Origin of the sequence: Klebsiella quasivariicola (genome assembly GCF_002269255.1) — a bacterium.
GTDB classification, from domain to species: domain Bacteria; phylum Pseudomonadota; class Gammaproteobacteria; order Enterobacterales; family Enterobacteriaceae; genus Klebsiella; species Klebsiella quasivariicola.
On the sequence record NZ_CP022823.1, the window covers coordinates 4097014 to 4120359 of the forward strand.

Genomic DNA, 23346 nt, shown 5'->3' on the forward strand with positions numbered 1-23346 from the left:
ATTATTGATAACTATTTGCATTTGCAATAGCGTATTAGCGCGCCGTGGGAAGCGCGTCTTTCACCAGAACATGTCAAAGCGGGCTTATTCAGCCAGCGACGGAGTGCCTTTGCCCGCTTCTGGCAACATTTATGCCGCCTCCCCTCCCGGTGGGAAGGGGCGTTTGGGGAACGTGGCGACAAAAAAACAGGAATAACAATGAATAACAGGATCAAATCCCTGGCCTTGCTGGTCAATCTGGGAATTTACGGGGTTGCTTTTCCGTTAAGCGCAGCGGAAACCGCCACCGACGATAAAAACAGCGCTGCTGAAGAGACCATGGTGGTCACCGCCGCCGAGCAGAACCTGCAGGCGCCGGGTGTCTCCACCATCACCGCCGATGAGATCCGCAAACGTCCGCCAGCGCGCGACGTCTCGGAGATCATTCGCACCATGCCGGGGGTCAACCTGACCGGCAACTCCACCAGCGGCCAGCGCGGCAATAACCGCCAGATTGATATCCGCGGCATGGGCCCGGAAAACACCCTGATCCTGATCGACGGCAAGCCGGTCACCAGCCGCAACTCCGTGCGCCTCGGCTGGCGCGGTGAGCGCGACACCCGCGGCGACACCAGCTGGGTGGCGCCGGAGATGATCGAACGCATCGAAGTGATCCGCGGCCCGGCCGCCGCCCGCTACGGCAACGGCGCCGCCGGCGGCGTGGTGAATATCATCACCAAAAAAACCGGCGATGAGTGGCACGGCTCATGGAACACCTATATGAACGCCCCGGAGCACAAGGATGAAGGCTCCACCAAACGCACTAACTTCAGCCTCAGCGGCCCGCTGGGCGGCGATTTCAGCTTCCGCCTGTTCGGTAACCTCGACAAAACGCAGGCCGACGCCTGGGATATCAACCAGGGCCATCAGTCCGAACGTACCGGGATCTATGCCGATACCCTGCCGGCCGGGCGCGAAGGGGTGAAAAACAAAAACATCGATGGTCTGGTGCGCTGGGAATTTGCTCCAATGCAGTCGCTGGAGTTTGAAGCCGGCTACAGCCGCCAGGGCAACCTCTACGCTGGCGACACCCAGAACACCAACACCAACGACCTGGTAAAAGAGAACTACGGCAAAGAGACCAACCGGCTGTATCGCAACACCTACTCGGTCACCTGGAACGGCGCCTGGGACAACGGGGTGACCACCAGCAACTGGGCGCAGTACGAGCGCACCCGCAACTCGCGCAAAGGCGAAGGTCTGGCCGGGGGCACCGAGGGGATCTTTAACAGTAATCAGTTCTCGGATATCGATCTGTCAGATGTGATGCTGCACAGTGAAGTCAGTATCCCGTTCGACTATCTGGTTAATCAGAACCTGACGCTGGGCAGCGAGTGGAATCAACAGCGGATGAAGGATAACGCGTCCAACACCCAGGCGCTGTCGGGAGGCGAAATTCCGGGCTACGACAGCACCGGCCGCAGCCCGTACTCGCAGGCGGAAATCTTCTCGCTGTTCGCCGAGAACAACATGGAGCTGACCGACACCACCATGCTGACTCCGGCGCTGCGTTTCGATCATCACAGCATTGTCGGCAATAACTGGAGCCCGTCCCTCAACCTGTCGCAGGGGCTGTGGGACGACTTCACGCTGAAGATGGGTATCGCCCGCGCCTATAAAGCACCGAGCCTGTATCAGACCAACCCGAACTATATTCTCTACAGCAAAGGACAGGGCTGCTACGCCAGTAAATCCGGTTGCTATCTGCAGGGGAACGACGACTTAAAAGCCGAGACCAGCATCAACAAAGAGATTGGCCTCGAGTTTAAACGCGACGGCTGGCTGGCGGGCGTCACCTGGTTCCGCAACGACTATCGCAATAAGATTGAAGCGGGCTATGCCCCGGTCTATACCAACGGCAGCGGCACTGACCTCTACCAATGGGAAAACGTACCAAAAGCGGTGGTGGAAGGCCTGGAAGGGACGTTGAACGTGCCGGTGAGCGAGACCGTGAACTGGACCAACAACATCACCTATATGCTGCAGAGTAAGAACAAAGAGACCGGCGATCGTCTGTCGATTATCCCGGAATACACGCTGAACTCTACGCTGAGCTGGCAGGTACGCGATGACGTTTCGCTGCAGTCAACCTTTACCTGGTACGGTAAGCAGGAGCCGAAGAAGTACAACTACAAAGGTCAACCGGTTACCGGCAGCGAGAAGAACGAGGTCAGCCCCTACAGCATCCTCGGCCTGAGCGCGACCTGGGACGTCACCAAATACGTCAGTCTGACCGGCGGCGTGGATAACGTCTTCGACAAACGCCACTGGCGCGCGGGCAACGCCCAGACCACCGGGGGCGCCACCGGCTATATGTATGGCGCCGGCGCCGAGACCTATAACGAATCGGGCCGTACCTGGTATATGAGCGTCAACACCCACTTCTGATAGCGGGTTCTCCCTCCCCCGCCCTTGCTGGACAAAGGGCGGGGGCAACCGCGGTAACCTTACCCTATGCGCCACCATCACACCGCTTTGCCACTGGCCGGCTATACCATCCAGCAGATCGACTTCGACCCGGCGACTTTCCAGCCGGAAGATCTGTTCTGGCTGCCCTATCACGCCAGCCTGACCGGCTGGGGCCGCAAGCGGCAGGCGGAGCATCTGGCCGGACGCATCGCCGCGGCATACGCCCTGCGCGAGGTGGGGGAGAAACGGCTTCCCGCCATCGGCGATCGGCGCCAGCCGCTGTGGCCCACACCCTGGTTCGGCAGCATCAGCCACTGCGGCCAGCGCGCGCTGGCGGTGGTTGCCGATCGGCCGGTGGGGGTCGATATCGAGCGCCGGTTTACCCCCCAGCTGGCGGCGGAACTGGAGAGCAGCATTATCAGTCCGGCAGAAAAAACGGCGCTGCTGCGCAGCGGTCTGCCCTTCCCGCTGGCGCTGACGCTGGCGTTTTCCGCGAAAGAGAGTGGGTTTAAGGCCTGGTCTTCACACGCTTTAGCCCTGCCCGGCTTCCACAGCGCCCGGATTGTGGCGCTCACTGCGCAGCAGGTTCATTTACGTTTTACCGCCCGCTTCTCCGTACAGCTTGCTGATTTCACCTTGCAAATCAATCATCTGATAAAAGACGATTTCGTTATTACCTGTACCTGCCCGCCTCGCGAAGCGTGATCCTTTTCGCTTTTTAAGAAATTACCTGTGCAAACCGTAGACAGTTCTGGCTGGCCGCTTTATGGTTACATTGAATAATAAATCATTATTGAATATATATTCAATGCGGAGATAATAATGAAAACTACCCTGATAAAGTCTGTTCTGTTTGCCTCCATGATGGCCGCATCTGGCTCACTTTTCGCCGCCGATAATGGCCTGATCGCGATCATTACCCCTTCACATGATAATCCATTCTTTAAAGCGGAGGCTGACGGCGCAGCGGCGAAAGCGAAAGAGCTGGGTTACAGCACCCTGGTCGCCTCCCACGACGACGACGTCAACAAACAAAACCAACTGATTGAAACGGCTATTGCGCGCAAAGCCAAAGCCATCATCCTGGATAACGCTGGCGCGGATGCCACCGTCGGCCCGCTGGAAAAAGCAAAAGCGGCAGGTGTGCCGGCATTTTTAATCGATAGAGAGATCAATAAAACCGGCGTCGCCGTGGCGCAGATCGTCTCTAACAACTATCAGGGCGCCCAGCTTGGCGCGGAAAAATTCGCCAGCCTCCTCAACGGTAAAGGCAAGTATGTCGAACTGTTAGGTCGTCAGTCCGACACCAACGCCAGCGTCCGCTCGCAGGGTTATCACGATGTGCTGGACGACTATCCGGAAATGAAAATGGTCGCCCAGCAGACGGCGAACTGGAGCCAGACGGAAGCCTTTACCCGTATGGAAGCCATTCTGCAGACCAATCCGGATATCGTCGGCGTGATTTCCGGCAACGATACCATGGCGCTGGGGGCGGAAGCGGCGCTGAAAGCCGCGGGTAAAAACGACGTGATTGTCGTCGGCTTCGACGGTAGCGACTACACCCGCGACTCGATACTCAAGCAGGGCAACATTAAAGCCACGGTTCTCCAGCCTGGCTGGAAGCAGGCGCAAATGGCCGTGGAACAGGCGGACTTTTTCCTGAAAAACGGGAAAGCCCAGAAAGAAGAGAAGCAGTTGATGGACTGCATCCTCATCGATAGTGGCAATGCGAAAAAACTCAACATGTTCAACCTCAGCGAGTAAGGCGGAAATGATGCGGTTAAAACAATGGGGCGCCGTGCTGATGGGCTGCGCCGCCCTGTTGCTGACGGCCTGCACGGTGGTGGACTTAGATGAGAATGGCAAGCCAGTGCTGCCTGCCGACCCGAACGCGAAACCCAGCTTCGACCATCTCACCCCGCAGCAGATCGCGCAACAAACCTGGCAATCTCGAGTAATTGACGCAGCGAACCAACATGCGCTGGACGCGACTGCGCTGGAAAAAGTGCGTCAGGCCTCTGGCGCGACGCCACAGAGCGTCTTTGTTCGCCTGAGCAGCGAAGTGACCGGGATTGACGTCAGCACCCCACGCGAGCAGAAGCTCACTCTTACGCTACAGGGCCAGCCGTTGGTCGTGCAGCTGGGTCCTGTCATGCGGGGCAACGCCATTCGCGATGCCAGCGGGTTCAAATTTGAAGACTTTACCAACCAGGTGCAGTTTGCGCAGCTTTCACGCGCCTATAACCGGGAGGCGATAAAATCGTTGCCGACAGTGGACGCGAGCTGGGCAGGCAAACCTGTCGATATTCTCTTTGCGGCCACGGTGGTTAACGGCAGCCTGCAGGATGCGGCCGCTCTTGCGCTAAAACAGGAGGCGCGCTGATGGCCAGTTCACCCACAGAGGAGATCATTTTACGCACCCGTGGTATTTCCATGCTGTTCCCCGGCACGGTGGCGCTGGATAACGTCGACTACAACGTCTGGCGTGGCAAAGTTAACGTGATCATCGGCGAAAATGGCGCGGGTAAATCAACGCTCATGAAAATTCTCGCCGGTGTGCAACAGCCGAGCCTGGGCGAAATGGAGCTCAACGGTAAGCTTGTCCGTTTCTCCAGCACCCGCGAGGCCGCCGCCCACGGCATTGGTATGGTTCACCAGGAGCTGAACCTGTTTGAAAATCTTAGCGTCGCGGAAAATATCTTTCTTGGCCGCGAGCTACAGCGCGGGCTTACGCCGATTAACGAAGCAGAGCAGGAACGACAAGCCGCGGAGCTGTTGCAGCGACTCGACCAGCCGATCTCGCCGCGGGAGCTGGTGGGTAACCTGAAGGTCGGTCAGCAGCAGTTGGTCGAGATAGCCAAAGCGCTGGCGGAAAATGCGGACATTCTGATCCTTGATGAGCCCACCTCCGCCTTAAGCAAAACCGAGGTGGATATCCTGTTTCGGGTCATCCGCGAACTGACGCGTCAGGGGGTGTCCATCATCTACATCTCACACCGTCTGGAGGAGCTGATGGCCATCGGCGACGTCATTACCATACTGCGTGACGGCAAATTCCAGGCGGAGGCCAGGGTGAGTGAAATTGATGTGCCATGGATCGTCCGTGAAATGCTGGGAAGCGATCCGGTAAGCCATTTTCTTCCTCCGGATCGCCGCTTCGGCGCCCCACTGCTGGAAGTGGAAAACCTGACCTGCGTGAATGCCGCGGGCAATACGGTGGTGGATAACGTCAGTTTTAAAGCACATGCCGGTGAAATTATTGGGATCTACGGCCTGATGGGCGCCGGGCGAACCGAGCTGTTTGAATGTCTGCTGGGGACTGCGCGCCACTACTTTGGCAAGATCTGGCTGGACAGCAAACCGGTTCCCCAGCGGTTAACCACGGCCGAACGCATCCGCATGGGCATGAGTCTGGTGCCGGAAGATCGTAAGCGGACCGGGATTTTTCCTATCTCGTCAGTCGCCAGCAATCTGACCATTGCCAGCCTGTGGCGTCGTCTTCAGCGCGGGTTAACCATTGCCAATAAAGAGGAAGAGGCCGTCGTCGCCAGCACGATTGGCAATCTCTCCATTAAGGTCTCATCACCAGAGGTCGAGATCCAGGCGCTCAGCGGCGGCAATCAGCAAAAGGTGGTGATTGGCCGTTCGCTGTTAACCAATCCGAAGGTGCTGTTTCTTGACGAGCCTACGCGTGGAATCGACATCGGCGCCAAGGGGGATGTGTTTCGCATGATGGTGCAATTGTCGCAGCAGGGAATGGCGGTGGTGTTCTCCACCTCCGATTTAAAAGAAATCATGGCGGTCTCTGACCGTATCCTGGTGATGTCAGGCGGCAAACTGACCGCCGATATCGTTCGTGACCAGGCCGAAGAGTCGGCGCTGGTTTCAGCAAGCGCTCAGGGGTTCTAAGATGAAAATGACACAATCGGTCGCACTGGCGCCGCGCGGCGGAGCCTCCCTCTCCCGTGAAAATATCCTGCTGTTGTTATTAAAACTGCGCACCTTTATCGCGCTGTTTCTGATTGTCGGCTTCTTCACGATGACCGTGCCCGGGTTTTTATCCGCTGGCAGCATGGTGATTATGATTAAACACATTGCGATTAACGCCTTTCTGGCGTTGGGGATCACCTTTGTCATTATCACCGCCGGTATCGACCTCTCGATTGGCGCCACGCTCGGTCTCTGCGGAATGATAGCCGGCTGGCTTATCACCAAAGGGATCGTCCTGCCGATGTTCGGCATCGCCATTTTTCCAAGCGTGTGGGTCATTGTGCCCCTGGTGCTGCTGATAGGCGCGCTGATTGGCGCCGTTAATGGCTGGATCATTACCCGCTACAACGTGGCGCCATTTATCTGCACCCTCGGTACCATGTATGTGCTCCGCGGAGCCGCGATGCTGACCTCTGATGGCCAAACCTTCCCCGGGCTCGCGGGCAATCCGCAGCTGGGCAACACGGGTTTCGATGAAATTGGCGCAGGTGCGCTCTTTGGCATCCCGTGGGCCATCTGGCTGATGATCCTCCTGGCGCTGATCATCGCCTATATCGCCCGGCGTTTGCCTTTTGGCCGCCATGTTTATGCGATCGGTGACAACGAGCGCGCCGCCGAGCTTTCCGGCGTGAAAGTGAAGCAAATTAAAGTGCTGGTCTACACGTTGTCCGGTTTTTGCGCCGCCATTGCCGGGATCGTGGTCTCCGCGCAGCTGCTGGCCAGCCACCCGGCTAACGGTACCGCTTTTGAAATGAATGCTATCGCCGCCGTCGTACTGGGCGGAACATCCCTGGCCGGCGGCCGGGGAACCATTCTGGGTACGCTGATTGGTGCGTTTGTCATCGGTTTTCTCGCCGACGGGCTGGTGATGATGGGGGTGAGCGAGTTTTGGCAGATGGTCATCAAAGGGATCGTGATTATTGTGGCGGTCATTATCGATCAGATGCAAAACCGGATGCAGCAGAAAGCGGCGGTGGTCGCTCAGAAGGCGGTCATGGAGAATAAGTAACCGCAAGCCCTCCTGTGGCAACGGCCACAGGAGGTGGCTGCCTGACGCTCGATGCGCCTTTCTCCGAGGCGCTTCGCAAAACCTCATCGAAAAATCCTGCCCGACGGCAAGCGGTGGTAGCATCCCGCCACTCTGCTCTGCCAGGCAAGGAAGCCATGAAAAAACGTCCGCACTCGACCCCGCACGACAGCCTGTTTAAACGCTTTTTGCGCGACAGCGAAACCGCACGCGATTTTCTGGATATTCATCTGCCGCCCGCGCTGCGGCAACTGTGCGACTTAAGCACTCTGCACCTGGAATCCGGGAGCTTTGTTGAGGACAACCTGCGCGCCAGCTATTCCGATATTCTCTACTCTCTGCAGACCAGCAAGGGAGAGGGCTATATCTATGTGGTCATTGAGCATCAGAGCACCCCGGACAGCCATATGGCGTTCAGACTCCTGCGCTATGCCCTCGCGGCCATGCAACAGCATCTTGATCGCGGCCATAAAGCGCTGCCGCTGGTGATCCCCATGCTGTTTTATCATGGCACCATTTCTCCCTATCCCTTTTCACTGTGCTGGCTGGACGAGTTCCCACCTGACTCACCGGCAAAGCAGCTTTATCTCGGAGCTTTTCCGCTCGTCGATGTGACCGATATTCCCGACGACGCCATATTACAGCATCGGCGGATCGCGCTTCTGGAACTGGTCCAGAAACACATCCGTCAACGCGATCTTAGCCATATCCTCCAGCAGTTGGTGGAGGTGGTGCTGATGGGATACACTGACCACCAGCAGTTCAAAACGTTATTTACCTATATGTCGCTGCATGGCAATAGCGCCGACCCGGACAACTTTATCGACCAGCTGGTCGAACGTCTGCCGCAATATGAGGATACCCTGATGACGATTGCCGAGTACCTGAAGCAGAAAGGGCGCGAAGAGGGAAAACAACGCTGGTTACAGCAAGGCCAGCAAGAGGGGCTTCAGGAAGGTTTACAGGCGGGTGAGCATCGCGAAGCCTGCCGCATCGCGCTGATGATGTTAGAGAACGGCATGGACACTGAAACCGTATTGCGGATGACTCGCCTCAGCGCGGACGAACTGGCGACGCTGGCGCGCCAGCCACGCCAGTCTCCCCCCGCTTAGCCCTTAATTAACGCGCGCGCGGTCGGGAAGTCGGTGATCAGGACATCAATATAGTCGCCCTGCAACGCGCCGCGGATGGCGTTCTCTTTGTCCACGCCGCCGGCCAGCGCAATCACCTGCGGACAGCGACGAATTTGCTCAAGCTCCATACCGATCACCGGATCCTCATCCTGGCTCAGTACCGGTTTGCCCGCCGCATCATAGTAATGCAGGCAGATATCCCCCACCGCGCCGCGCGCCGCCAGCAGCTGGAGCATGGTTTCATTATAATAGTTACCGGAGTTTTTCAGCAGCTGCGAAGGCTCCAGTTCACCAATACCGACGATGGCCACATCCACTTCGGCAAATTTCGCCACCACCGCCGCGACGTCCGGGCTGTTTACCAGACGGCTGCGCTCCTCCACGGAGTGCTCAATACTCTGCGACGGCAGCAGCCACGCCGGGCAGCCTAAATGCGCCGCCAGCTGCTGGGTTAAGATGGTGGCCTGCACGTTGCCGTTGGGACCGACGCCGCCCAACAGCTGAATCACCCCGGCGGCGCGAATGTTCTGCGGATGCATCTCATCCACCATACAGCGGATCGTACTGCTCCAGGACGAGATCCCCACGAGGTCTTCCGGCCGCAGCCGCGTTTCAACATAGTGCGCCGCCGCGCTGCCGATGGCATGCTTTACCTGGCTGTAACTGGCGTTCTCGCCCACATCCACGACTATCGCCTGTAGAATGCCAAAACGCTCCTCAATCGCCTTTTCCAGATCGACAAAAATGTTTGTCGGCTGGACCACGGTAATTTTCACCAGCCCCTCTTTCTGACAGCGGGTTAGCGCCCGTGAAACAAAAGACTGGGACAGATGCAGCAGCGAGGCGATCTCGGACTGCTTTTTATTTTCGCTGTAGTAAAGCGTGGCGATCTTCACCAGCAACCGCTGTTCATCCTGCTTCGACATGGCATTCCCCTCTGTTTTCTGCTCGTTATTTTTATGCATCATTGAATAGATAACAAGCGCAGCGCCCTTTTCCCGACGATCCAAATGTGATCATTTTCTCCTTTTTTAGAAAATAGGCCGTACAAATCGTGGACAAACCCCGTCACAGGGCATATCTTACCTATGTGAATAATAAATCAGCAGTGAATATATATTCAATCACTTATTAATACCTTGTTTTGTCGACGATTAAAGGTAGTCAGGATGGGAAGTGTTTTTTTACCCTGCCGGAATATTTATTCATACAAGAATTTACTTTCAAGAGGTGTTTTATGAATCCGTTTTCACTCTCCGTTAAGGAGTTAGAACAAAAAGCACGCGCCATCCGCCGCCGCATCATCGTCTTGAATGCGGAAAGCCCGGCAGGCGGCCACACCGGTGCCGATCTGTCACAAGTCGAACTGCTGACCGCCCTCTACTTTCGCATCCTTAACTGCTCCCCTGCGCGAAAAGAGAGCGACGACCGCGATATCTATATTCAGTCGAAGGGGCATGCTGTCGGCGGTTATTACTGCGTGCTGGCCGAAGCAGGCTTTATTCCCGTTGACTGGCTGGCAACCTATCAACACGCCGACTCGGCGCTGCCAGGACACCCGGTAAAGCACAAGACGCCGGGTATTGAGCTGAATACCGGTGCGCTGGGCCATGGTCTGCCCGTGGCGGTAGGCATTGCGCTGGCAGCGAAACGCGATAACAACCCGCGTCGCGTATTTGTCGTCACCGGCGATGGCGAACTGGCGGAGGGCAGCAACTGGGAGGCCGCGCTGGTCGCCGCCCACTACCAGCTGGATAACCTTATTATTATCAACGACAAAAATAATCTGCAGCTGGCCGGTGCGACCAAAGAGATCATGAATACCGATCCGCTGGATGAAAAATGGCGCGCTTTCGGCATGGAGGTTACGCAGTGCAACGGCAACGATATGGCGGAGGTGGTCGCCACCCTTGAGGGCCTGCAGCCGAACGGGAAACCACACGTCGTGATTGCTAACACCACCAAAGGCGCGGGTATTTCCTTTATTCAGGGACGCCCCGAGTGGCATCACCGGGTACCGAAAGGAGAAGAAATTGAACTGGCGCTGGAGGAACTGAAAGATGAGTAATAGCGAACATCTCGCCACGGTGATGGTGAATGCCTTTATTGATGCCGTAGACCGCGGCGTGGATCTGGTGCCGGTGGTGGCCGACTCCACCTCAACGGCGAAAATTGCTCCGTTTATCAAAAGATTCCCTGACCGGCTGGTCAACGTCGGCATCGCCGAGCAGACGCTGGTTGGCGCTGCCGCCGGTCTGGCGCTGGGGGGGAAAGTGGCCGTGACCTGCAACGCCGCGCCATTCCTCATCTCACGAGCCAATGAGCAGATTAAGGTCGACGTTTGCTACAACAACACCAACGTCAAACTGTTCGGGCTGAACGCGGGCGCCAGCTACGGTCCACTGGCCAGCACCCACCACAGTATTGACGATATCGCCATTCTGCGCGGTTTTGGCAATATTGAAATTTACGCGCCGTCCAGTCCCGGCGAGTGCCGGCAGATTATTGATTATGCCCTTGCCCACGTCGGGCCAGTGTATATCCGCCTCGACGGTAAAGCGCTGCCGGAACTGCATGATGAACATTACCGGTTTGTTCCGGGCAACATTGATGTGCTGCGTCTGGGGCGCGATATTGCGCTGGTTGCCATGGGCTCAACGGTACATGAAATTGTGGAAGCCGCCGCACAACTCGCTGCAGAAGGTATTGACGCCACCGTTATCAGTGTCCCATCTATTCGTCCTTGTGATACCCAGGCGCTACTGGCGGCAATCCAGTCCTGTCCGGCCGCGATCACGGTGGAAGAACACAACGTCAACGGCGGCGTCGGGAGCCTGGTGGCGGAAGTGCTGGCCGAGGCCGGGTGCGCGATCCCGTTGCGGCGCTTAGGTATCCCTGACGGGCAATACGCCATTGCCGCCGATCGCGCTGCCACGCGCGCGCGCCATGAAATCGATGCCGCCGGGGTGGTGAAGCACGCCCGCAAGCTGCACATAAAAAAAGCATCCTGAAAAATAACAAGAACATCTTACTGGAGAGAACGCAATGTCCCGAATTCCTCAACAACTCACCATGGGCGTCATTATTGGCAACCGGGGATTTTTCCCCAGCTATCTGGTCGCCGAAGCGCGCGAACAGGCGGTAGCCCTGTTTAGCCGTCTTGGGATTAACACCATTATGCTTGATCCATCCCAGACGGAACTGGGTGGCGTGGAAACCCGGCAGGATGCCAAAATTTGCGCCGAGCTGTTCCGCAGCCACCGCGACAATATTCACGGTGTCGTGGTGCTGTTACCCAACTTTGGTGATGAGAAAGCCATCGCCGAAACGCTGCGCCTCTCCGGTCTCAACGTCCCGGTGCTTGTTCAGGCCGAAGAGGATAATCTGGATAAAATGGGGTTGTCGACGCGCCGAGATAGCTTCTGCGGCAAAATTTCCCTTTGCAACAACCTGCGCCAGTACGGTATCCCGTTTACGCTGACCACCCAGCACGTCTGCGCGCTCAGTGGCGAGGTGTTTGAGCAGGATCTGCGGCGCTTCACGCAGATATGTCGCGTGGTGAACAGTATGCGCGGCGTGCGCGTTGGCGCGATCGGCGCCCGTCCAGCGGGCTTTAACACCGTGCGCTACAGCGAAAAGCTGCTCGAACGTTTAGGCATCGCGGTGGAAACGTTAGATCTGTCAGAGGTGTTTACCAGGATTAAAGCCCTGCGTGATGACGATATTCGTGTGGATGAGAAGCGCCGCCTGCTGATCGATAATGCCGACGCCAGCGGTATTCCGGCAGATAAGCTGGTCACCATGGCAAAACTGTTTGTGGTCCTGAGCGAGTGGATTGTTGCCAACGACATCGACACCACCGCAATTCAGTGCTGGACCTCGCTGCAGGAAAATCTGGGGATTAACGTCTGCTCCATCATGAGCGTGATGTCCGGACAACTGATGCCAAGCGCCTGTGAGGTCGATGTCATGGGCGCGCTCTCCATGTATGCGCTCGCCAGCAGCAACCTGAGCCCCGCCTCGATCGCGGACTGGAACAATAACTTCGGCGACGATCGCGATAAATGTGTGCTGTTTCATTGCGGGAACTTTGCCTCGGCCAGCCTTGAGTCGCCGCACATGGGAACGGCCGATATTATCGGCACCACCGTCGGCAAAGAAAACACCTGCGGTGCCGTGCATGGTCGCATGAAAAGCGGCGCGCTGACCTATTTTCGCCTCAGCACCGACGACCTGACTGGCGAAATCAAAGCCTACGTTGGCGAAGGTCGGTCGGTTGACGATCCCCTCGATACGGTAGGCTGTCGGGCGGTCATTCAGGTTCCCCACCTGGAAAATCTGCTGTCGTGGATCTGCCGCAACGGCTTTGAGCACCATGTCGCGATGAACCATTCCGCCAGTGCCGCAATTTTGCACGAGGCATTTACGCGCTACCTGGGCGTGTCGACCTATCTCCACCAGTAAGGCCGGAGGCCGCTATGTCGGTAAACAAGGATATTATTATTGCCCTCGATGAGGGCACGACCAATGCCAAAGCCGTTGCCTTCGACAGCCACGGGCGGGTAATTGCGCAATTTTCCCGCGCGCTTGAGATCGCTACGCCGCAGGAAGGATGGGTAGAACAGTCAGCGGAGCTTCTGCTTGCCGCGTCGCTGGAGGTGATTTCTCGCGCAGTGGCCGCCGTTGGCGCGGAGCGTGTAGCCGCCCTGGCGATCAGCAACCAGCGCGAAACCGTCGTGGGCTGGTATCGGGAAACGGGCGAGGCTATAGCTGATTAGACTTGAGATAAATGACAGGGGATAAGTGAGATAATTATGGGAAGTACTGGGTCAACATGGGAAGAGACTGGATGGAATATGCAATAACCTTACAGTATGTGAAAATCAGACCGGCCCGAAAAAAACAGAACTCGCACCAGCCTGATTGCAGATATTACTCCTTTTTCCCTGTATCGGCATCAGGTTCGCCATCAAACAGTTTGCCCTGCATCCGATCCAGTTCTTCTTTTCTGACCCGCTTCACCACGCTGTAAACCCACTGTAGTGAAACACCAAATTTGCGGGCCAGTTCGTGATGGTTGCGCCCGTCAAACTCCAGGAAAATTTCCCGGTCGCGCTGGCTGACCTTCCAGACCATGCCCATCGGAAAATAGACGTTTTGCCCACCCCAGACCTGCATCATGCGGTTCGCGACGGCCTGACCAATCTGGTCGGCAACTGCGGGTTCGATATCAATAATCTCGCGGACAGTCTCAGAGGTATGCTGTGCCAGTTCCACCAACAGTTCCGGCCCTTTACTACGAAACTGATTCAGGTCGCTCATTGCTTCACTCCCGCAGCTCTGCGCTGCCACTTCTTCAGTTTCTCAATCACGCTACTTGCCTGCTCATTGCTGAGCCAGCGTAACGCGCTGATGCCGGTTTCCCGTTTAACCCACAGCGCCAGCGCCTGCTCTGAACTGTCACGGACGATGCCTGCGGCAGCCATTTCAAGCCATAGCGCACGGATTTTCTTTGACTGCGGATGGCTGTCGAGCGGTAAGCCGGACTTGGCTTTCCCGGCAGGCTTAATGCGAAAGCCTTTCTTTTTCATTGATTCCAGCACGCGGTTTAGTTGTGGGGTATCCATCCCTTTGGTTGAGGCTTTGCCGGTCAGCCCCTGTAGCATCTGGCGGTAGGTGTCCTCATCCATCTGGAGGTCGCTGCGGGCAATATGAATGAGTTGAATAAGACGCTGCTTAGTCATCATTGCCACTCCTTTTACCTGCGCCACCGATATAGTCGACATATAAAGGAAGCGCGACAGGCCAGCACAGGAACATAACGGCCCAACTGATCCAGTGTCCGGTACCGCTGTAACGTGAGTAAAACCCTGAACGGCGGTGCAGTTCAGCAGTACACCACCCCACGAGACCATACCAGAACAAGGCACATACAATTGATTCAGCCATCATAAGCCACTCCCCAGCTTCCGCTGTTCCTGCCCGCTGACAGGCTGATGTAGACGGACGTTTTCTCCCTCTCTGTAACCGATGTGGCGGGACATGTCCGCGTCACGGGATTTACCGGCTTTGCGGCCAGAGGTTGTTCCTGAATCAGGGTATTTTTGTTCAAGCCAGAGGTTTGCCAGCTCCCGTTCTTCGCGGGACATAGCAAATAAATGAACCTCGCTACGCACGGCCAGAACCCACCCTTCGGCAAATTTGTCACCACGGCTGGTCTTGGTCGTGTTTTTGATTCTTTTATTCTGCTGTCGAATATAGTTTTTACGGGCCATGATTAACTGTCTGGCCAGTACCTCCCATGTATATGAGGCCAGTTCAACCCGGTCTTTATTACCGTAAAAGCCAACGCCGGGTTTAAAGCCGGAGTGAATAATAGACTTAACGCCAAATGCCACCTGGATAATATCCAGCAGACCCAGCATATAACGCGGCGGATTAACGCTACCTGCAGCCCAGTAGTTACTGACGCTTTCATCAATATCACTGAGTGCGAGGTCAGCCTGGGTGATGTTATAGGCCTGCATCAGTTTCTGGGCGCGTTGCAGTGCCAGTGCCGCTTCATGGGGGTTATCGGATTTAGCCAGCGCAAGTAGCTTTTTTAACTTCTCCAGCAGCTTTTCATTATTCTGCGGCATAAGTCACCCCCAGGCGTTCGGCAAGGCGTTCCAGCTTTTTCTGCTTATGAAAATCAATCATCAGGCCCATCCCGTTTAGGCGGAACTGTTCAATCATGATTTCAACGTCAGCCAGTTCGCCTGCCAGATCAACTTCATTGCCCAGTCCGTTCATGTTGCGGGCAGCAGCAGCGGCCAGTTCGGCAGCTTCTTCCATCAGCTTCAGAGCCTGAGCTTCTGGGCCGAAGGTTTTGAGGGCCAGATTGTAGATCGTCGAACGGTTATATAATTTCATGCCTTTCATCTTATCTTCCCCAAATCAATGGCGTGATACGCCGATAACTTTCACGTGGCCGTCCTCAGTAATTTCCAGCTCGTACAGCGGCGGCATTTTTCTCAGGTGGTCACTGGTGGCGTGAAGAACGTAAATAGCCTGATCTAGGCCATTTGTTGCTACGATGGCGTGTGAAGCCATGCTGATTAATTTGATTAATACCTGCCGATATGGTTGGGATTTTCACAACCACATTCACTGATATATTCCGCGACAATTTCACGGGTCCGTTTTTCGGCTTCTTTTGCAGTAATCATTTCTTTGCCTCACAAGGGATGAATTCCATGGCCGGGACTTCGGTGTAGTAATGCTGGCTACAGTGTGGGCATACCAGCGTGATGAGGACGGCTGGTACGCGGTACTTACCGGAGGAAATGACGCTGGCGTCGCTGAACTTCAGGGTGGTGATACCTTTCTGGCAGTTGATACATTTGATGGACATGATTTATTCCTTAATGCTGTTTTCGGCGTGCAGAAGCCCACGGCACTGACGCCGAAATAAAAAGAAATTGAATTAAAATTAAATGGCAGCGATATCTAACGGAATATTAATTAGCTTCCCGTGTTTATCTTTCTCCCGGAAATTAATATAGGTTTTGGACATTGCCACCTGCAGTGATTCCGATATGGCCTCCATTGCCCGGTTCCAGCGCTCGTCCTGAATCTTGACGCGGCGCAGGGAAAGAATACGTCCGGTATTAAGCTGGCCCTCTTTGTCCACCTGAAAAGCATCGCTGATGATGGCCCGCAGGTTGGCGTTCGCGCCTTCCGACCACTCGGTGACGCACTCGTCTATCAGGTCTTTGGCAATCTGCAGCTCTGGCCCGAAGGTCAGGGTTTCCTGCACGCGGATGGTGATCTGCTGAGCACCGTCGAAGCTGCTGAAGGTCACGTTGCCTTTGGCACCGCCACGCGTTCTGCCGTACTTCTCGGCCACAAGGTCAAGCCAGGCATAGCACTCGTCAAAGGCACGACGCTTGAAGTCACTGAGTTCATCGCGTTTAACCTTCGCGGCGACAACCTGTTCTTTAACGAAAGAGTCCATCGCAAGGTCATAGTCAGACACCTGGTCAACCGGCACCAGACGCCCCTTGCGGTCTTTCATGTAGTTTTCTTTATTTACTTCGCTCATCTCTGTTCACCTTATGGTTAATGTAACGACTCTGACCAGGTAATACGGCAGCCATGCAACTCAAAGACGCCCTGACGGAAGCGCCCTGAGCCGTCATGGCCAACATGGGTATAACTCGCTTTGCCCTGCTCCAGCAGGCGGGCACAGTGCCCGTTGCGGGCGATACGGATAACCGGCTTACTGCCAGCAATCATGACGCTCTGCACGGTAGTGTTCATGGCGTTGAGCGCCATAATGGCGGACTGCACCTTGTTCATCTGCTGGTTGATATCGGCGATGGATTTCATGATTAAACTCCTTTGACGACGTCGGCGTTGACCTGCGGAACCCCGATTTCAGCAGCCAGATTCATGGCGGCTATCACCAGGTTACTGACGGCCAGCGGATACAGCAGGCTGACCATGCTTTTACGGCTACCACCCAGATTGCTCAGACGGGCGCGGATGGCTTCCACTGCGCTGGCGTCCATGATGTCGGCCAGCTGCTTACCGGCACGTTGCAGTTTGAACGTCAGAAACTCTTCGAGGCTGTTGTCCAGCGGCAGCAATTCAACCACCTCGCAGCGCTGGACGACCTCACGGACTTCCATGTTGCGTTCGGACAGTTTGTCCGCCAGTTCAGGCTGGCCAATCAGCACGATGGACAGCAGTTTTTTGAAGCCGGACTCCAGTTCGAAGAAGCGTTTAAGGTGCTTCAGCGTCGGAATGGGAAGGCTGTGGGCCTCCTCAATCACCAGAACGTGGCTGAAACCCGCCTGACTGCTGTCCTTCAGGACGCGGTGCAACTGGCGGAAGCGGGCGTCCTGGCTGCGTTTGATACTCTCCAGCGGCGCGATGGTGCTGATGATGGCCTCGGCGATAGCTGCCGCCTTCAGGGTTTTGCCCTTCACGTCGTTGTCTTCCATGGCGATGATGTATGGCTCAATTACAATCACCGGCGCGTTCTCGCGGTTGACGCGTTCAATCAGGTCGCGGCGCAGCGTGGATTTACCCGCACCGGACTCGCCGATAACCGCCAGAAAGCCACCATGGCGGGCGGTCTGGAACAGCGCCTCACGCACGTAGCGGATATCCGGCGTGGTGAACACATCGTCCGCGCCCTGCATGGCTTCATCGGCGAACGGATCACGGAAAAGGCCAAACGCTTTTTTGGTTGCTGGAAATAACACCTGCTTTTTGAGTAACATGTTCTCTTCCTCACTGAGGTTGGTTTTATCGGTAGTACCCGCTGTACGGGGCGTGACAGCGCCCTGTGCAGCATCAAAACTTTTCGCTGTATCAATCCCCTTACTTTCCAGATACAACGCCAGACGCTGGCGTACCTCTTCGGGGCTGGTGCGTGGCCACTCGTTATGGTTCACAATCTGGGCCAGCGTGGCCTCGGAAACGGCGACGGCTCTTGCCACCACCGCCTGCGGGATGCGGGCCTCTTTCAGTTGTTGCTTCAGTACCAGCATGCCTTCCTCCTCAGTTACCGTTAACGATGCTGATAACGCTGTTGCGGGCCGGAGTGGTCAGGGTAACCATCACCTCATCCAGCGCGGCTTCAGGTACGCCATCCGGGTACTGCGCCGTTAACTGGCGGTAATGTTCCGGCGTCCAGATATGGCCGTTAGCGCCAAACTTCTCGCGCAGGGCTTTCGCCGCCTCCACATGGGTCAGCGGACGCTGCTCAATACGCGGCCCGCGCACGTCTGAAGCCTGACCGCGCTTCGGCATATAGGCAGGAAGCGTGGTGTCGTCGATATGTTTGTACGGGTCAAGTCGCCCGCCGAACGGCAGCGCCTTCGCCTTGCGTGCAGCAGCTGCATCGGTGGCGTTATCGGTGCCCGTAACCAGCTCTTCGATTTCTTTTGCCGCCGTCTGCGCCGGGGTCTCCGGCAGGGCTTTGTAGTTTTCGCCAAATACCGCCGCGCTTTCGGCAAAGCCGAACTCGTTCTTTCTGACCTCCTCGACCAGGAAGAACGTCTCGTGACCGTCCTCACCGGTCAGCACCACCTGCGCCACATCGCTGCGCCACGGGTTACGGGTAATCATCAGTTTTTCGCCGACCAGTACGCCCGGTACCGTCGAAACGTCAAACTCATTGCCCCGGAACGAGACGCGCAGTTTTGGTGTGACCTTACGGAGTTCCGGTGCGGCCACCGCCAGTTCGCGGCAAACCTCAACGGATGGCGCTTTTTTCAGCTGGTCAGCAGTAATCTTCAGCCAGATATCCGTGCGGGTTTTACCGTGGCGGCTGTGGACCGCCGTGGCGTTAAAGTGGCTGCGCCATTTCACCGCCAGCGCGTTCAGTTCGTCCAGGCTATGAACCGGCTGGAATTTGAGACCCGGCTCCAGTTTACGTTCGATAATGTCACGGGCCTTTTCCACCTGCCCGGTGGCGCGGGCGTTATGCGGCTTGTGCGCTATCAGATTGATGCCCAGCGAGCGGCACATGTTTTTCGTCATGCCAGCGGTGTTCGCCGAACCGGGATCAAGGTAGAGTATTTTCGGCACGCCGTGCAGCACGTCCGCGCCGCCGCGCTCCTGCATGGCGTTGATAAGCACAGAACAGAGGTTCTCACCAGATTCCGCACCCATCACGTACTCAACGTAAATCCAGCCGCTGGTATGGTCGGTAATCTCGTAACTCCACACGCGGTCACTGGCGATGCGGGCGATGTTGGCAGGCTTGTTCTTGTAGAACTTCGAGCTGTCCATCACCTGCAACCCTTTATGGCCGTTGCTCAGGTAGTAAAGCGTACAAAGTGAGGCATCAATCTCCCAGACGTGATTGGGATGCAGGCTGGCCATCTCGGACGACGGGGCCGGTGCGTCAAGCTGTTCCGGGTGCAGACCATAGTTCCGCAGGGCGCGGCTGATGGTGTCCTCGGACAGCGGGAAAAACTCGCCTGTGGCCTCGTCCGTTCTGCCAGCAGTGATAAAGCCGTTTGACCGCAGGGTCTCCACCGCATCCGCGATGGAATACAGGCGCTTACCGTTCTTACGGGTGGCCTCGCGCAGCGTGGCAGATATCAGCGCGGCTTCGTCGCGGCTCAGGGCACTGCGCCCGGCATCGGCGCGTTTTTTACGTTTGTCAGTCACTGATACCTCCTTCAGCTTGCGCAGCAGGGTGGCGCGGGAAATGCCCAGTTCGGCGCAGGCGGCATCATATATCGCACCACGCTTACCATGCCCCGCGTCACGTGCCGCGCGGGCAACATAAACCAGTCGTTCAGTCAGGGCGGCACTCATGGGTTATGCCTCCTGCCCGTTAATCTCTGGCGTCGGGTCAGTCAGCCATGAAGGGGCGGCGTTGCCTGTCGGCTCGTCCGGCAGGTCAAATGTGGAGCGCAGGCTACGCGCGGTGCTTTCCAACTGGCAGACCAGACCGGCCATAAAGTCTCTGGGGGTATCAATCATATTTTCAGCACAGTATGCGCACAGGGTCTCAAAGGCGCTGGACAGTCGAACGGCGATGGCAGATTCCGCCTCAACCGCTAACGCTGTAACTTCCGCACGCAGCTTCTTCACCTCTTCGTCAGGCTTGGGCGGTTGGATACGGGATTTCTTCTCCAGTTTTGTGGAGAGCGAGTCGATTTTTTCGTTTTTGTCGGCAAGCACGCGCTGTTGTGCTGCGTTGGTTTCACGCGCTTCGCGTAGGGCCGCTTTCAGTTCGCGGCTTGTCATGCGATCAATATCATCGAGGCTCATACCAGCAATCGTGCCGCCATCGGCTAATTCGACGAGGTCTTCGTCATCTTCCGTCATCAACTCAAACAGCTTTGTTTTACCCAAAAGCGCAAGCGCTTGCGCTTTTGGTTCAAGCTTGGGAGACAAATATTTGAGGGATGCTTGCATCATCACCTGCGCGGTACGTTTGGATAGGGACAACTGAGACTCAACGATGTCGATGAAGTCACCATGTGGTTCATTTTCTTTGAGAATTACCAGTCGTTTACCCGCCTCCAGCATGGCTTCAGCACTCTGAGCCATATAAAAACGTGTTTCATGGACAATACGATCACGTTCATACGGCAGGCCATCACCAAACTGCTGCATGATTTCGAGGCGATGTTCGGACATAGCATTAAGACTGACACTGAGACCATCGGTCAGCGGTGCATCTTCCACTAGTTCAACTGGTTGTGATTTTGTGCGTCCCATTTCAACTCCTTAGCGACTACCAGCCATAACACGCTGGTTAATTTCATTGATACGATCCTGCGCCCGCGCCATTTCGGTACTGTGCGCCATGGCGATTTGTAAGAGCTGGACTCCTGGGGCAAAACGCCCGTTATCCAGTTTCAGGGCCAGTCCTTCTTCGATAAGGGTATTGAGCGCCCGATTGATATTCGCCGGGGACTCGCCCAGAGCTGACGCCAGCTCGCCGTTAGAAACACCGTTCAGAGCGTGACCGCGTAAAGCCTTAAGGACACGCAAAATACGGGTACCTGAGCTTGATGTATTTGGTTTACTCATGACGCCTCCTTGAGGATGCCGGGGGTAACTTCTTTGCCTATTGCGACCGAAAGGTCTCGCAAAATCCGATAAGTCAAACGACCGCGTGGAAGTTCGCTTTTGCCTGCCCAGCGGCTGACAGCCTGGGTGACTGTTCGTGGCTCATAGCCCGCGTTAAGCGCGAACTGGCGCAAGCTACTGCCTCTTTCAACCAGCCGTGCCCGAACTTGTTGTTTGTTCATATGCACCGTGTTCCTGTTGGGTTATGATGTACTCTATTGGGTCTATTGTACGCACCCAAACGGGTATGTCAAATTGAGATATGTTCAAATGAGTATAAAAGAGAGATTGCGCGAAGCGATGGATGCTAAGGGTCTGACAATTAAGGCATTGTCAGACTTGTCAAAAATTCCATATCGCTCACTTCAAAACTATCTGCGTGGAGAGAGAGAACCTAATGCAGAGGCTCTTGTTGCGCTAAGCACCCATTTGAACATATCAATAGATTGGCTACTTACTGGTAAAGGGGAAGCTGTTGGGGTAGAGAAAGCACAGCCAGCTAATCAGGAGCAGCATTTCAACCAGTCTGATCTGAAGTTATTGGAGCTGCTCAACCAACTGGAGCCAGAGGTGCGAAAAGAGTTGCTGCGAGGCGCTGAGGAAAAACAGCGAATGATTGATATGGAAAAACAGCTTAAGGAGCTGTCCGCAGCGTTCGAAAGATTAAAAAATACGGGTTAATCTGTTCCTATTAAGAACATTAGAGGTATAAGGACATGACTATGCGCAAATTATTTTTACCGTTGATATTTGTTTTATCTGGGTGTGGAGATAATACCGATCCTGCTGATACGTCCACCACAGCTAAGGAGCACGCGGTTTTTAGCGTTGAAACAGATAATCCGGTTGTAAATCGCGAATTACCGTTTATTCGCCAACAACTCCCCGGCCTGGATAAGTACGCGGACAGTTTTGAAAAAGTCGAAGTATCCGAGGATAGCGAACGCCCGGTGACAACGGTGCAGTTTCATATTAAAGACGAAAATAATATTCCAAGTGACTACATAGCCTCTGGTCATAATTGTTATTTGTTCATATCAAATAATGCCCACGAAGTGAAAATATCTAAATCAGCATGTCAGGCTGTTTTTTTCGATAAAACGGATGTTCCTGGTGGAGACCTGACCGTGAAACTTGATAAGGAAAAAGTTCCTATGACAGATGATGGTAAGACCCCGCGAGCAGGTTGTTTGAAAGCTTATTCACCAGAGCCAGATAATGATTATTGGACTTGTCCAAGGCAGGATTAAATGTTTAGGTGGTGCTGCAGATGCACCACCACCTTTAACTACCTCTTTCAAAAATTACAAATTACCAGCTCTTTCTTCGGGCTGGGTTTGCCTGTTACCTTAAGGTTGTAGCTGATATCAACCGACTGCATGTTCAGACCGTTGAATACCTGCCGCATTTCCGGGATATCGTTCACTGATATAATCATCTTCCCTTTGATCCTTCGCGCTAAATCTGCCATGTGATCATAGTTTTCCAGCCCGAACTCCACACCATAGCCTTCCGTTCCCCAGTACGGTGGGTCACAGTAGAACAGCGTATGCGGGCGATCATATCGCTCTATGCACTGGTGCCAGTCCAGATGCTCTATCAGCGTTCTCGACAGGCGCAGGTGTGCCATCGACAGTTCTTCCTCAATACGCAGCAAATTGAAGCGCGGCGCACTGGTTGTAGAGGTACCGAATGTGTGATCGGCGACCTTGCCGCCAAATGCCTGTTTCTGCAGGTAGTAGAACCGGGCCGCCCGCTGAATGTCGGTGAGCGTTTCTTCCGGCGTATCCTGCAACCATTTGTAAATCTGACGGCTGACCAGCGCCCATTTGAACTGGCGAATAAATTCTTCCAGATGATGCTTGACCACCCGATAGAGGTTCACCAGTTCCCCGTTGATATCGTTAATGACTTCGGTCTTGCTGGGAGTCTTTAGGAAATAGAGCGCAGCTGCCCCGCAGAACGGCTCCACATAGCAGGTATGGGCCGGAAACAATGGTAAAATATGCTTCGCCAGACGACGTTTACCGCCAATCCATGGGACGATGGGTAAAGATTGTTCTTTCATTATCCGTAAGCCTTTTGCAATCAATGAAAATATGGCAGGCTAGTCTGGTCTCGCGAGACTGACTGAACCCTGGTCGGCTCACAGTGCATACCTGT

General features: G+C 55.4%; 27 protein-coding genes and 1 pseudogene. 13 read left to right on the forward strand and 15 right to left on the reverse strand.

Annotated features, from left to right (window positions below; translation table 11 throughout):
* The first annotated feature begins 198 nt into the window (after positions 1-198).
* From fepA to B8P98_RS20720, 7 genes are all read left to right on the forward strand, one after another.
* Positions 199-2427, forward strand: coding sequence for a siderophore enterobactin receptor FepA (gene fepA / locus B8P98_RS20690; RefSeq protein ID WP_095033388.1), 2229 nt, complete (start codon positions 199-201; stop codon positions 2425-2427).
* A 66-nt stretch (positions 2428-2493) separates the two neighbouring features.
* The gene (gene entD, locus B8P98_RS20695) at positions 2494-3153 is read left to right on the forward strand and encodes an enterobactin synthase subunit EntD (protein ID WP_087806258.1); all 660 of its coding nucleotides are present in this window, start codon (positions 2494-2496) and stop codon (positions 3151-3153) included.
* A gap of 117 nt (positions 3154-3270) precedes the next feature.
* Positions 3271-4212, forward strand: a complete 942-nt coding sequence (locus B8P98_RS20700) for a D-ribose ABC transporter substrate-binding protein (protein ID WP_004178959.1) — start codon at positions 3271-3273, stop codon at positions 4210-4212.
* A 10-nt stretch (positions 4213-4222) separates the two neighbouring features.
* Complete coding sequence (locus B8P98_RS20705; RefSeq protein WP_174705290.1) at positions 4223-4831, forward strand: DUF2291 family protein; 609 nt, start codon at positions 4223-4225, stop codon at positions 4829-4831.
* Positions 4831-6357 carry a sugar ABC transporter ATP-binding protein gene (locus B8P98_RS20710; protein WP_004893537.1) on the forward strand — a complete coding sequence of 509 codons (1527 nt, stop codon included), beginning with the start codon at positions 4831-4833 and terminating at the stop codon, positions 6355-6357. The genes B8P98_RS20705 and B8P98_RS20710 overlap by 1 nt, the downstream gene beginning before the upstream one ends.
* A 1-nt stretch (position 6358) precedes the next feature.
* Positions 6359-7447: an ABC transporter permease gene (locus B8P98_RS20715; protein ID WP_004885708.1), complete on the forward strand. Its 1089-nt coding sequence runs from the start codon at positions 6359-6361 to the stop codon at positions 7445-7447.
* 155 nt (positions 7448-7602) lie between these two features.
* Positions 7603-8577 (forward strand): Rpn family recombination-promoting nuclease/putative transposase, encoded by a 975-nt coding sequence (locus tag B8P98_RS20720; protein ID WP_095033389.1) that lies wholly within the window; start codon positions 7603-7605, stop codon positions 8575-8577.
* On the opposite strand, the gene B8P98_RS20725 is transcribed toward B8P98_RS20720, so the two are convergent.
* A complete protein-coding gene (locus B8P98_RS20725) occupies positions 8574-9524 on the reverse strand; it encodes a sugar-binding transcriptional regulator (protein ID WP_095033660.1) in 951 nt (316 codons plus the stop codon). The genes B8P98_RS20720 and B8P98_RS20725 overlap by 4 nt on opposite strands.
* Before the next feature lie 311 nt (positions 9525-9835).
* Here B8P98_RS20725 and B8P98_RS20730 point away from each other — a divergent pair, with 311 nt between their 5' ends.
* The 4 genes and pseudogenes from B8P98_RS20730 to B8P98_RS20745 all read left to right on the forward strand — a co-directional run.
* A complete protein-coding gene (locus B8P98_RS20730; RefSeq protein WP_004893549.1) occupies positions 9836-10666 on the forward strand; it encodes a transketolase in 831 nt (276 codons plus the stop codon).
* Positions 10659-11609, forward strand: coding sequence for a transketolase family protein (locus tag B8P98_RS20735; protein ID WP_095033390.1), 951 nt, complete (start codon positions 10659-10661; stop codon positions 11607-11609). The genes B8P98_RS20730 and B8P98_RS20735 overlap by 8 nt, the downstream gene beginning before the upstream one ends.
* Before the next feature lie 34 nt (positions 11610-11643).
* Positions 11644-13062 carry an L-fucose/L-arabinose isomerase family protein gene (locus B8P98_RS20740; protein ID WP_095033391.1) on the forward strand — a complete coding sequence of 473 codons (1419 nt, stop codon included), beginning with the start codon at positions 11644-11646 and terminating at the stop codon, positions 13060-13062.
* Between the two features lie 14 nt (positions 13063-13076).
* Positions 13077-13367 (forward strand): annotated as a pseudogene (locus B8P98_RS20745) (FGGY family carbohydrate kinase); the annotation flags it as partial.
* A 163-nt stretch (positions 13368-13530) separates the two neighbouring features.
* On the opposite strand, the gene B8P98_RS20750 reads toward B8P98_RS20745, so the two are convergent.
* The 13 genes from B8P98_RS20750 to B8P98_RS20815 form a co-directional block, all read right to left on the reverse strand.
* Positions 13531-13920: a Mor transcription activator family protein gene (locus B8P98_RS20750; RefSeq protein WP_001281697.1), complete on the reverse strand. Its 390-nt coding sequence runs from the start codon at positions 13918-13920 to the stop codon at positions 13531-13533.
* Positions 13917-14345 (reverse strand): gp16 family protein, encoded by a 429-nt coding sequence (locus B8P98_RS20755; protein ID WP_000988476.1) that lies wholly within the window; start codon positions 14343-14345, stop codon positions 13917-13919. Before B8P98_RS20755 ends, B8P98_RS20750 begins: the two co-directional genes overlap by 4 nt.
* Positions 14335-14550: a hypothetical protein gene (locus B8P98_RS31730; protein ID WP_000967768.1), complete on the reverse strand. Its 216-nt coding sequence runs from the start codon at positions 14548-14550 to the stop codon at positions 14335-14337. The genes B8P98_RS20755 and B8P98_RS31730 overlap by 11 nt, the downstream gene beginning before the upstream one ends.
* The gene (locus tag B8P98_RS20765; RefSeq protein ID WP_001135926.1) at positions 14547-15236 is read right to left on the reverse strand and encodes a DUF2786 domain-containing protein; all 690 of its coding nucleotides are present in this window, start codon (positions 15234-15236) and stop codon (positions 14547-14549) included. The genes B8P98_RS31730 and B8P98_RS20765 overlap by 4 nt, the downstream gene beginning before the upstream one ends.
* Positions 15223-15519: a nucleoside triphosphate pyrophosphohydrolase family protein gene (locus B8P98_RS20770; RefSeq protein ID WP_001569383.1), complete on the reverse strand. Its 297-nt coding sequence runs from the start codon at positions 15517-15519 to the stop codon at positions 15223-15225. The genes B8P98_RS20765 and B8P98_RS20770 overlap by 14 nt, the downstream gene beginning before the upstream one ends.
* A 283-nt stretch (positions 15520-15802) precedes the next feature.
* Complete coding sequence (locus B8P98_RS20780) at positions 15803-15991, reverse strand: hypothetical protein (RefSeq protein ID WP_001569384.1); 189 nt, start codon at positions 15989-15991, stop codon at positions 15803-15805.
* A gap of 78 nt (positions 15992-16069) precedes the next feature.
* The gene (locus tag B8P98_RS20785; protein ID WP_000005725.1) at positions 16070-16681 is read right to left on the reverse strand and encodes a DUF3164 family protein; all 612 of its coding nucleotides are present in this window, start codon (positions 16679-16681) and stop codon (positions 16070-16072) included.
* 17 nt (positions 16682-16698) lie between these two features.
* Positions 16699-16968, reverse strand: a complete 270-nt coding sequence (locus B8P98_RS20790; protein WP_000835317.1) for a hypothetical protein — start codon at positions 16966-16968, stop codon at positions 16699-16701.
* Between the two features lie 2 nt (positions 16969-16970).
* Positions 16971-18137 carry an ExeA family protein gene (locus B8P98_RS20795; protein ID WP_032195642.1) on the reverse strand — a complete coding sequence of 389 codons (1167 nt, stop codon included), beginning with the start codon at positions 18135-18137 and terminating at the stop codon, positions 16971-16973.
* A gap of 10 nt (positions 18138-18147) precedes the next feature.
* Complete coding sequence (locus tag B8P98_RS20800; protein WP_011410680.1) at positions 18148-19917, reverse strand: DDE-type integrase/transposase/recombinase; 1770 nt, start codon at positions 19915-19917, stop codon at positions 18148-18150.
* 3 nt (positions 19918-19920) lie between these two features.
* On the reverse strand, positions 19921-20829 hold the full coding sequence (locus tag B8P98_RS20805; protein WP_006687266.1) for a DUF3102 domain-containing protein: 909 nt from the start codon (positions 20827-20829) through the stop codon (positions 19921-19923).
* Positions 20830-20838: 9 nt separating this feature from the next.
* Positions 20839-21144 (reverse strand): helix-turn-helix domain-containing protein, encoded by a 306-nt coding sequence (locus tag B8P98_RS20810; RefSeq protein ID WP_000042842.1) that lies wholly within the window; start codon positions 21142-21144, stop codon positions 20839-20841.
* Positions 21141-21365: a hypothetical protein gene (locus B8P98_RS20815; RefSeq protein WP_001041677.1), complete on the reverse strand. Its 225-nt coding sequence runs from the start codon at positions 21363-21365 to the stop codon at positions 21141-21143. Before B8P98_RS20815 ends, B8P98_RS20810 begins: the two co-directional genes overlap by 4 nt.
* Before the next feature lie 88 nt (positions 21366-21453).
* On the opposite strand from B8P98_RS20815, the gene B8P98_RS20820 reads away from it, so the two are divergent.
* Together B8P98_RS20820 and B8P98_RS20825 are read left to right on the forward strand one after the other, a co-directional pair.
* Positions 21454-21864, forward strand: a complete 411-nt coding sequence (locus tag B8P98_RS20820) for a helix-turn-helix domain-containing protein (protein ID WP_021544473.1) — start codon at positions 21454-21456, stop codon at positions 21862-21864.
* A gap of 41 nt (positions 21865-21905) precedes the next feature.
* The gene (locus B8P98_RS20825; RefSeq protein WP_001228474.1) at positions 21906-22433 is read left to right on the forward strand and encodes a hypothetical protein; all 528 of its coding nucleotides are present in this window, start codon (positions 21906-21908) and stop codon (positions 22431-22433) included.
* A 47-nt stretch (positions 22434-22480) separates the two neighbouring features.
* Here the strand turns inward: B8P98_RS20825 and B8P98_RS20830 are convergent, their stop codons facing one another.
* Complete coding sequence (locus B8P98_RS20830; protein WP_000664222.1) at positions 22481-23251, reverse strand: DNA adenine methylase; 771 nt, start codon at positions 23249-23251, stop codon at positions 22481-22483.
* Positions 23252-23346: the final 95 nt, after the last annotated feature.

Bases quoted from the DNA above. Each gene is read 5' to 3' on its own strand.
- fepA (WP_095033388.1), top strand. From the start codon at position 199: ATGAATAACAGGATCAAATCCCTGGCCTTGCTGGTCAATCTGGGAATT.
- entD (WP_087806258.1), top strand. From the start codon at position 2,494: ATGCGCCACCATCACACCGCTTTGCCACTGGCCGGCTATACCATCCAG.
- B8P98_RS20700 (WP_004178959.1), top strand. From the start codon at position 3,271: ATGAAAACTACCCTGATAAAGTCTGTTCTGTTTGCCTCCATGATGGCC.
- B8P98_RS20705 (WP_174705290.1), top strand. From the start codon at position 4,223: ATGCGGTTAAAACAATGGGGCGCCGTGCTGATGGGCTGCGCCGCCCTG.
- B8P98_RS20710 (WP_004893537.1), top strand. From the start codon at position 4,831: ATGGCCAGTTCACCCACAGAGGAGATCATTTTACGCACCCGTGGTATT.
- B8P98_RS20715 (WP_004885708.1), top strand. From the start codon at position 6,359: ATGAAAATGACACAATCGGTCGCACTGGCGCCGCGCGGCGGAGCCTCC.
- B8P98_RS20720 (WP_095033389.1), top strand. From the start codon at position 7,603: ATGAAAAAACGTCCGCACTCGACCCCGCACGACAGCCTGTTTAAACGC.
- B8P98_RS20725 (WP_095033660.1), bottom strand. From the start codon at position 9,524: ATGTCGAAGCAGGATGAACAGCGGTTGCTGGTGAAGATCGCCACGCTT.
- B8P98_RS20730 (WP_004893549.1), top strand. From the start codon at position 9,836: ATGAATCCGTTTTCACTCTCCGTTAAGGAGTTAGAACAAAAAGCACGC.
- B8P98_RS20735 (WP_095033390.1), top strand. From the start codon at position 10,659: ATGAGTAATAGCGAACATCTCGCCACGGTGATGGTGAATGCCTTTATT.
- B8P98_RS20740 (WP_095033391.1), top strand. From the start codon at position 11,644: ATGTCCCGAATTCCTCAACAACTCACCATGGGCGTCATTATTGGCAAC.
- B8P98_RS20750 (WP_001281697.1), bottom strand. From the start codon at position 13,920: ATGAGCGACCTGAATCAGTTTCGTAGTAAAGGGCCGGAACTGTTGGTG.
- B8P98_RS20755 (WP_000988476.1), bottom strand. From the start codon at position 14,345: ATGATGACTAAGCAGCGTCTTATTCAACTCATTCATATTGCCCGCAGC.
- B8P98_RS31730 (WP_000967768.1), bottom strand. From the start codon at position 14,550: ATGATGGCTGAATCAATTGTATGTGCCTTGTTCTGGTATGGTCTCGTG.
- B8P98_RS20765 (WP_001135926.1), bottom strand. From the start codon at position 15,236: ATGCCGCAGAATAATGAAAAGCTGCTGGAGAAGTTAAAAAAGCTACTT.
- B8P98_RS20770 (WP_001569383.1), bottom strand. From the start codon at position 15,519: ATGAAAGGCATGAAATTATATAACCGTTCGACGATCTACAATCTGGCC.
- B8P98_RS20780 (WP_001569384.1), bottom strand. From the start codon at position 15,991: ATGTCCATCAAATGTATCAACTGCCAGAAAGGTATCACCACCCTGAAG.
- B8P98_RS20785 (WP_000005725.1), bottom strand. From the start codon at position 16,681: ATGAGCGAAGTAAATAAAGAAAACTACATGAAAGACCGCAAGGGGCGT.
- B8P98_RS20790 (WP_000835317.1), bottom strand. From the start codon at position 16,968: ATGAAATCCATCGCCGATATCAACCAGCAGATGAACAAGGTGCAGTCC.
- B8P98_RS20795 (WP_032195642.1), bottom strand. From the start codon at position 18,137: ATGCTGGTACTGAAGCAACAACTGAAAGAGGCCCGCATCCCGCAGGCG.
- B8P98_RS20800 (WP_011410680.1), bottom strand. From the start codon at position 19,917: ATGAGTGCCGCCCTGACTGAACGACTGGTTTATGTTGCCCGCGCGGCA.
- B8P98_RS20805 (WP_006687266.1), bottom strand. From the start codon at position 20,829: ATGGGACGCACAAAATCACAACCAGTTGAACTAGTGGAAGATGCACCG.
- B8P98_RS20810 (WP_000042842.1), bottom strand. From the start codon at position 21,144: ATGAGTAAACCAAATACATCAAGCTCAGGTACCCGTATTTTGCGTGTC.
- B8P98_RS20815 (WP_001041677.1), bottom strand. From the start codon at position 21,365: ATGAACAAACAACAAGTTCGGGCACGGCTGGTTGAAAGAGGCAGTAGC.
- B8P98_RS20820 (WP_021544473.1), top strand. From the start codon at position 21,454: ATGAGTATAAAAGAGAGATTGCGCGAAGCGATGGATGCTAAGGGTCTG.
- B8P98_RS20825 (WP_001228474.1), top strand. From the start codon at position 21,906: ATGCGCAAATTATTTTTACCGTTGATATTTGTTTTATCTGGGTGTGGA.
- B8P98_RS20830 (WP_000664222.1), bottom strand. From the start codon at position 23,251: ATGAAAGAACAATCTTTACCCATCGTCCCATGGATTGGCGGTAAACGT.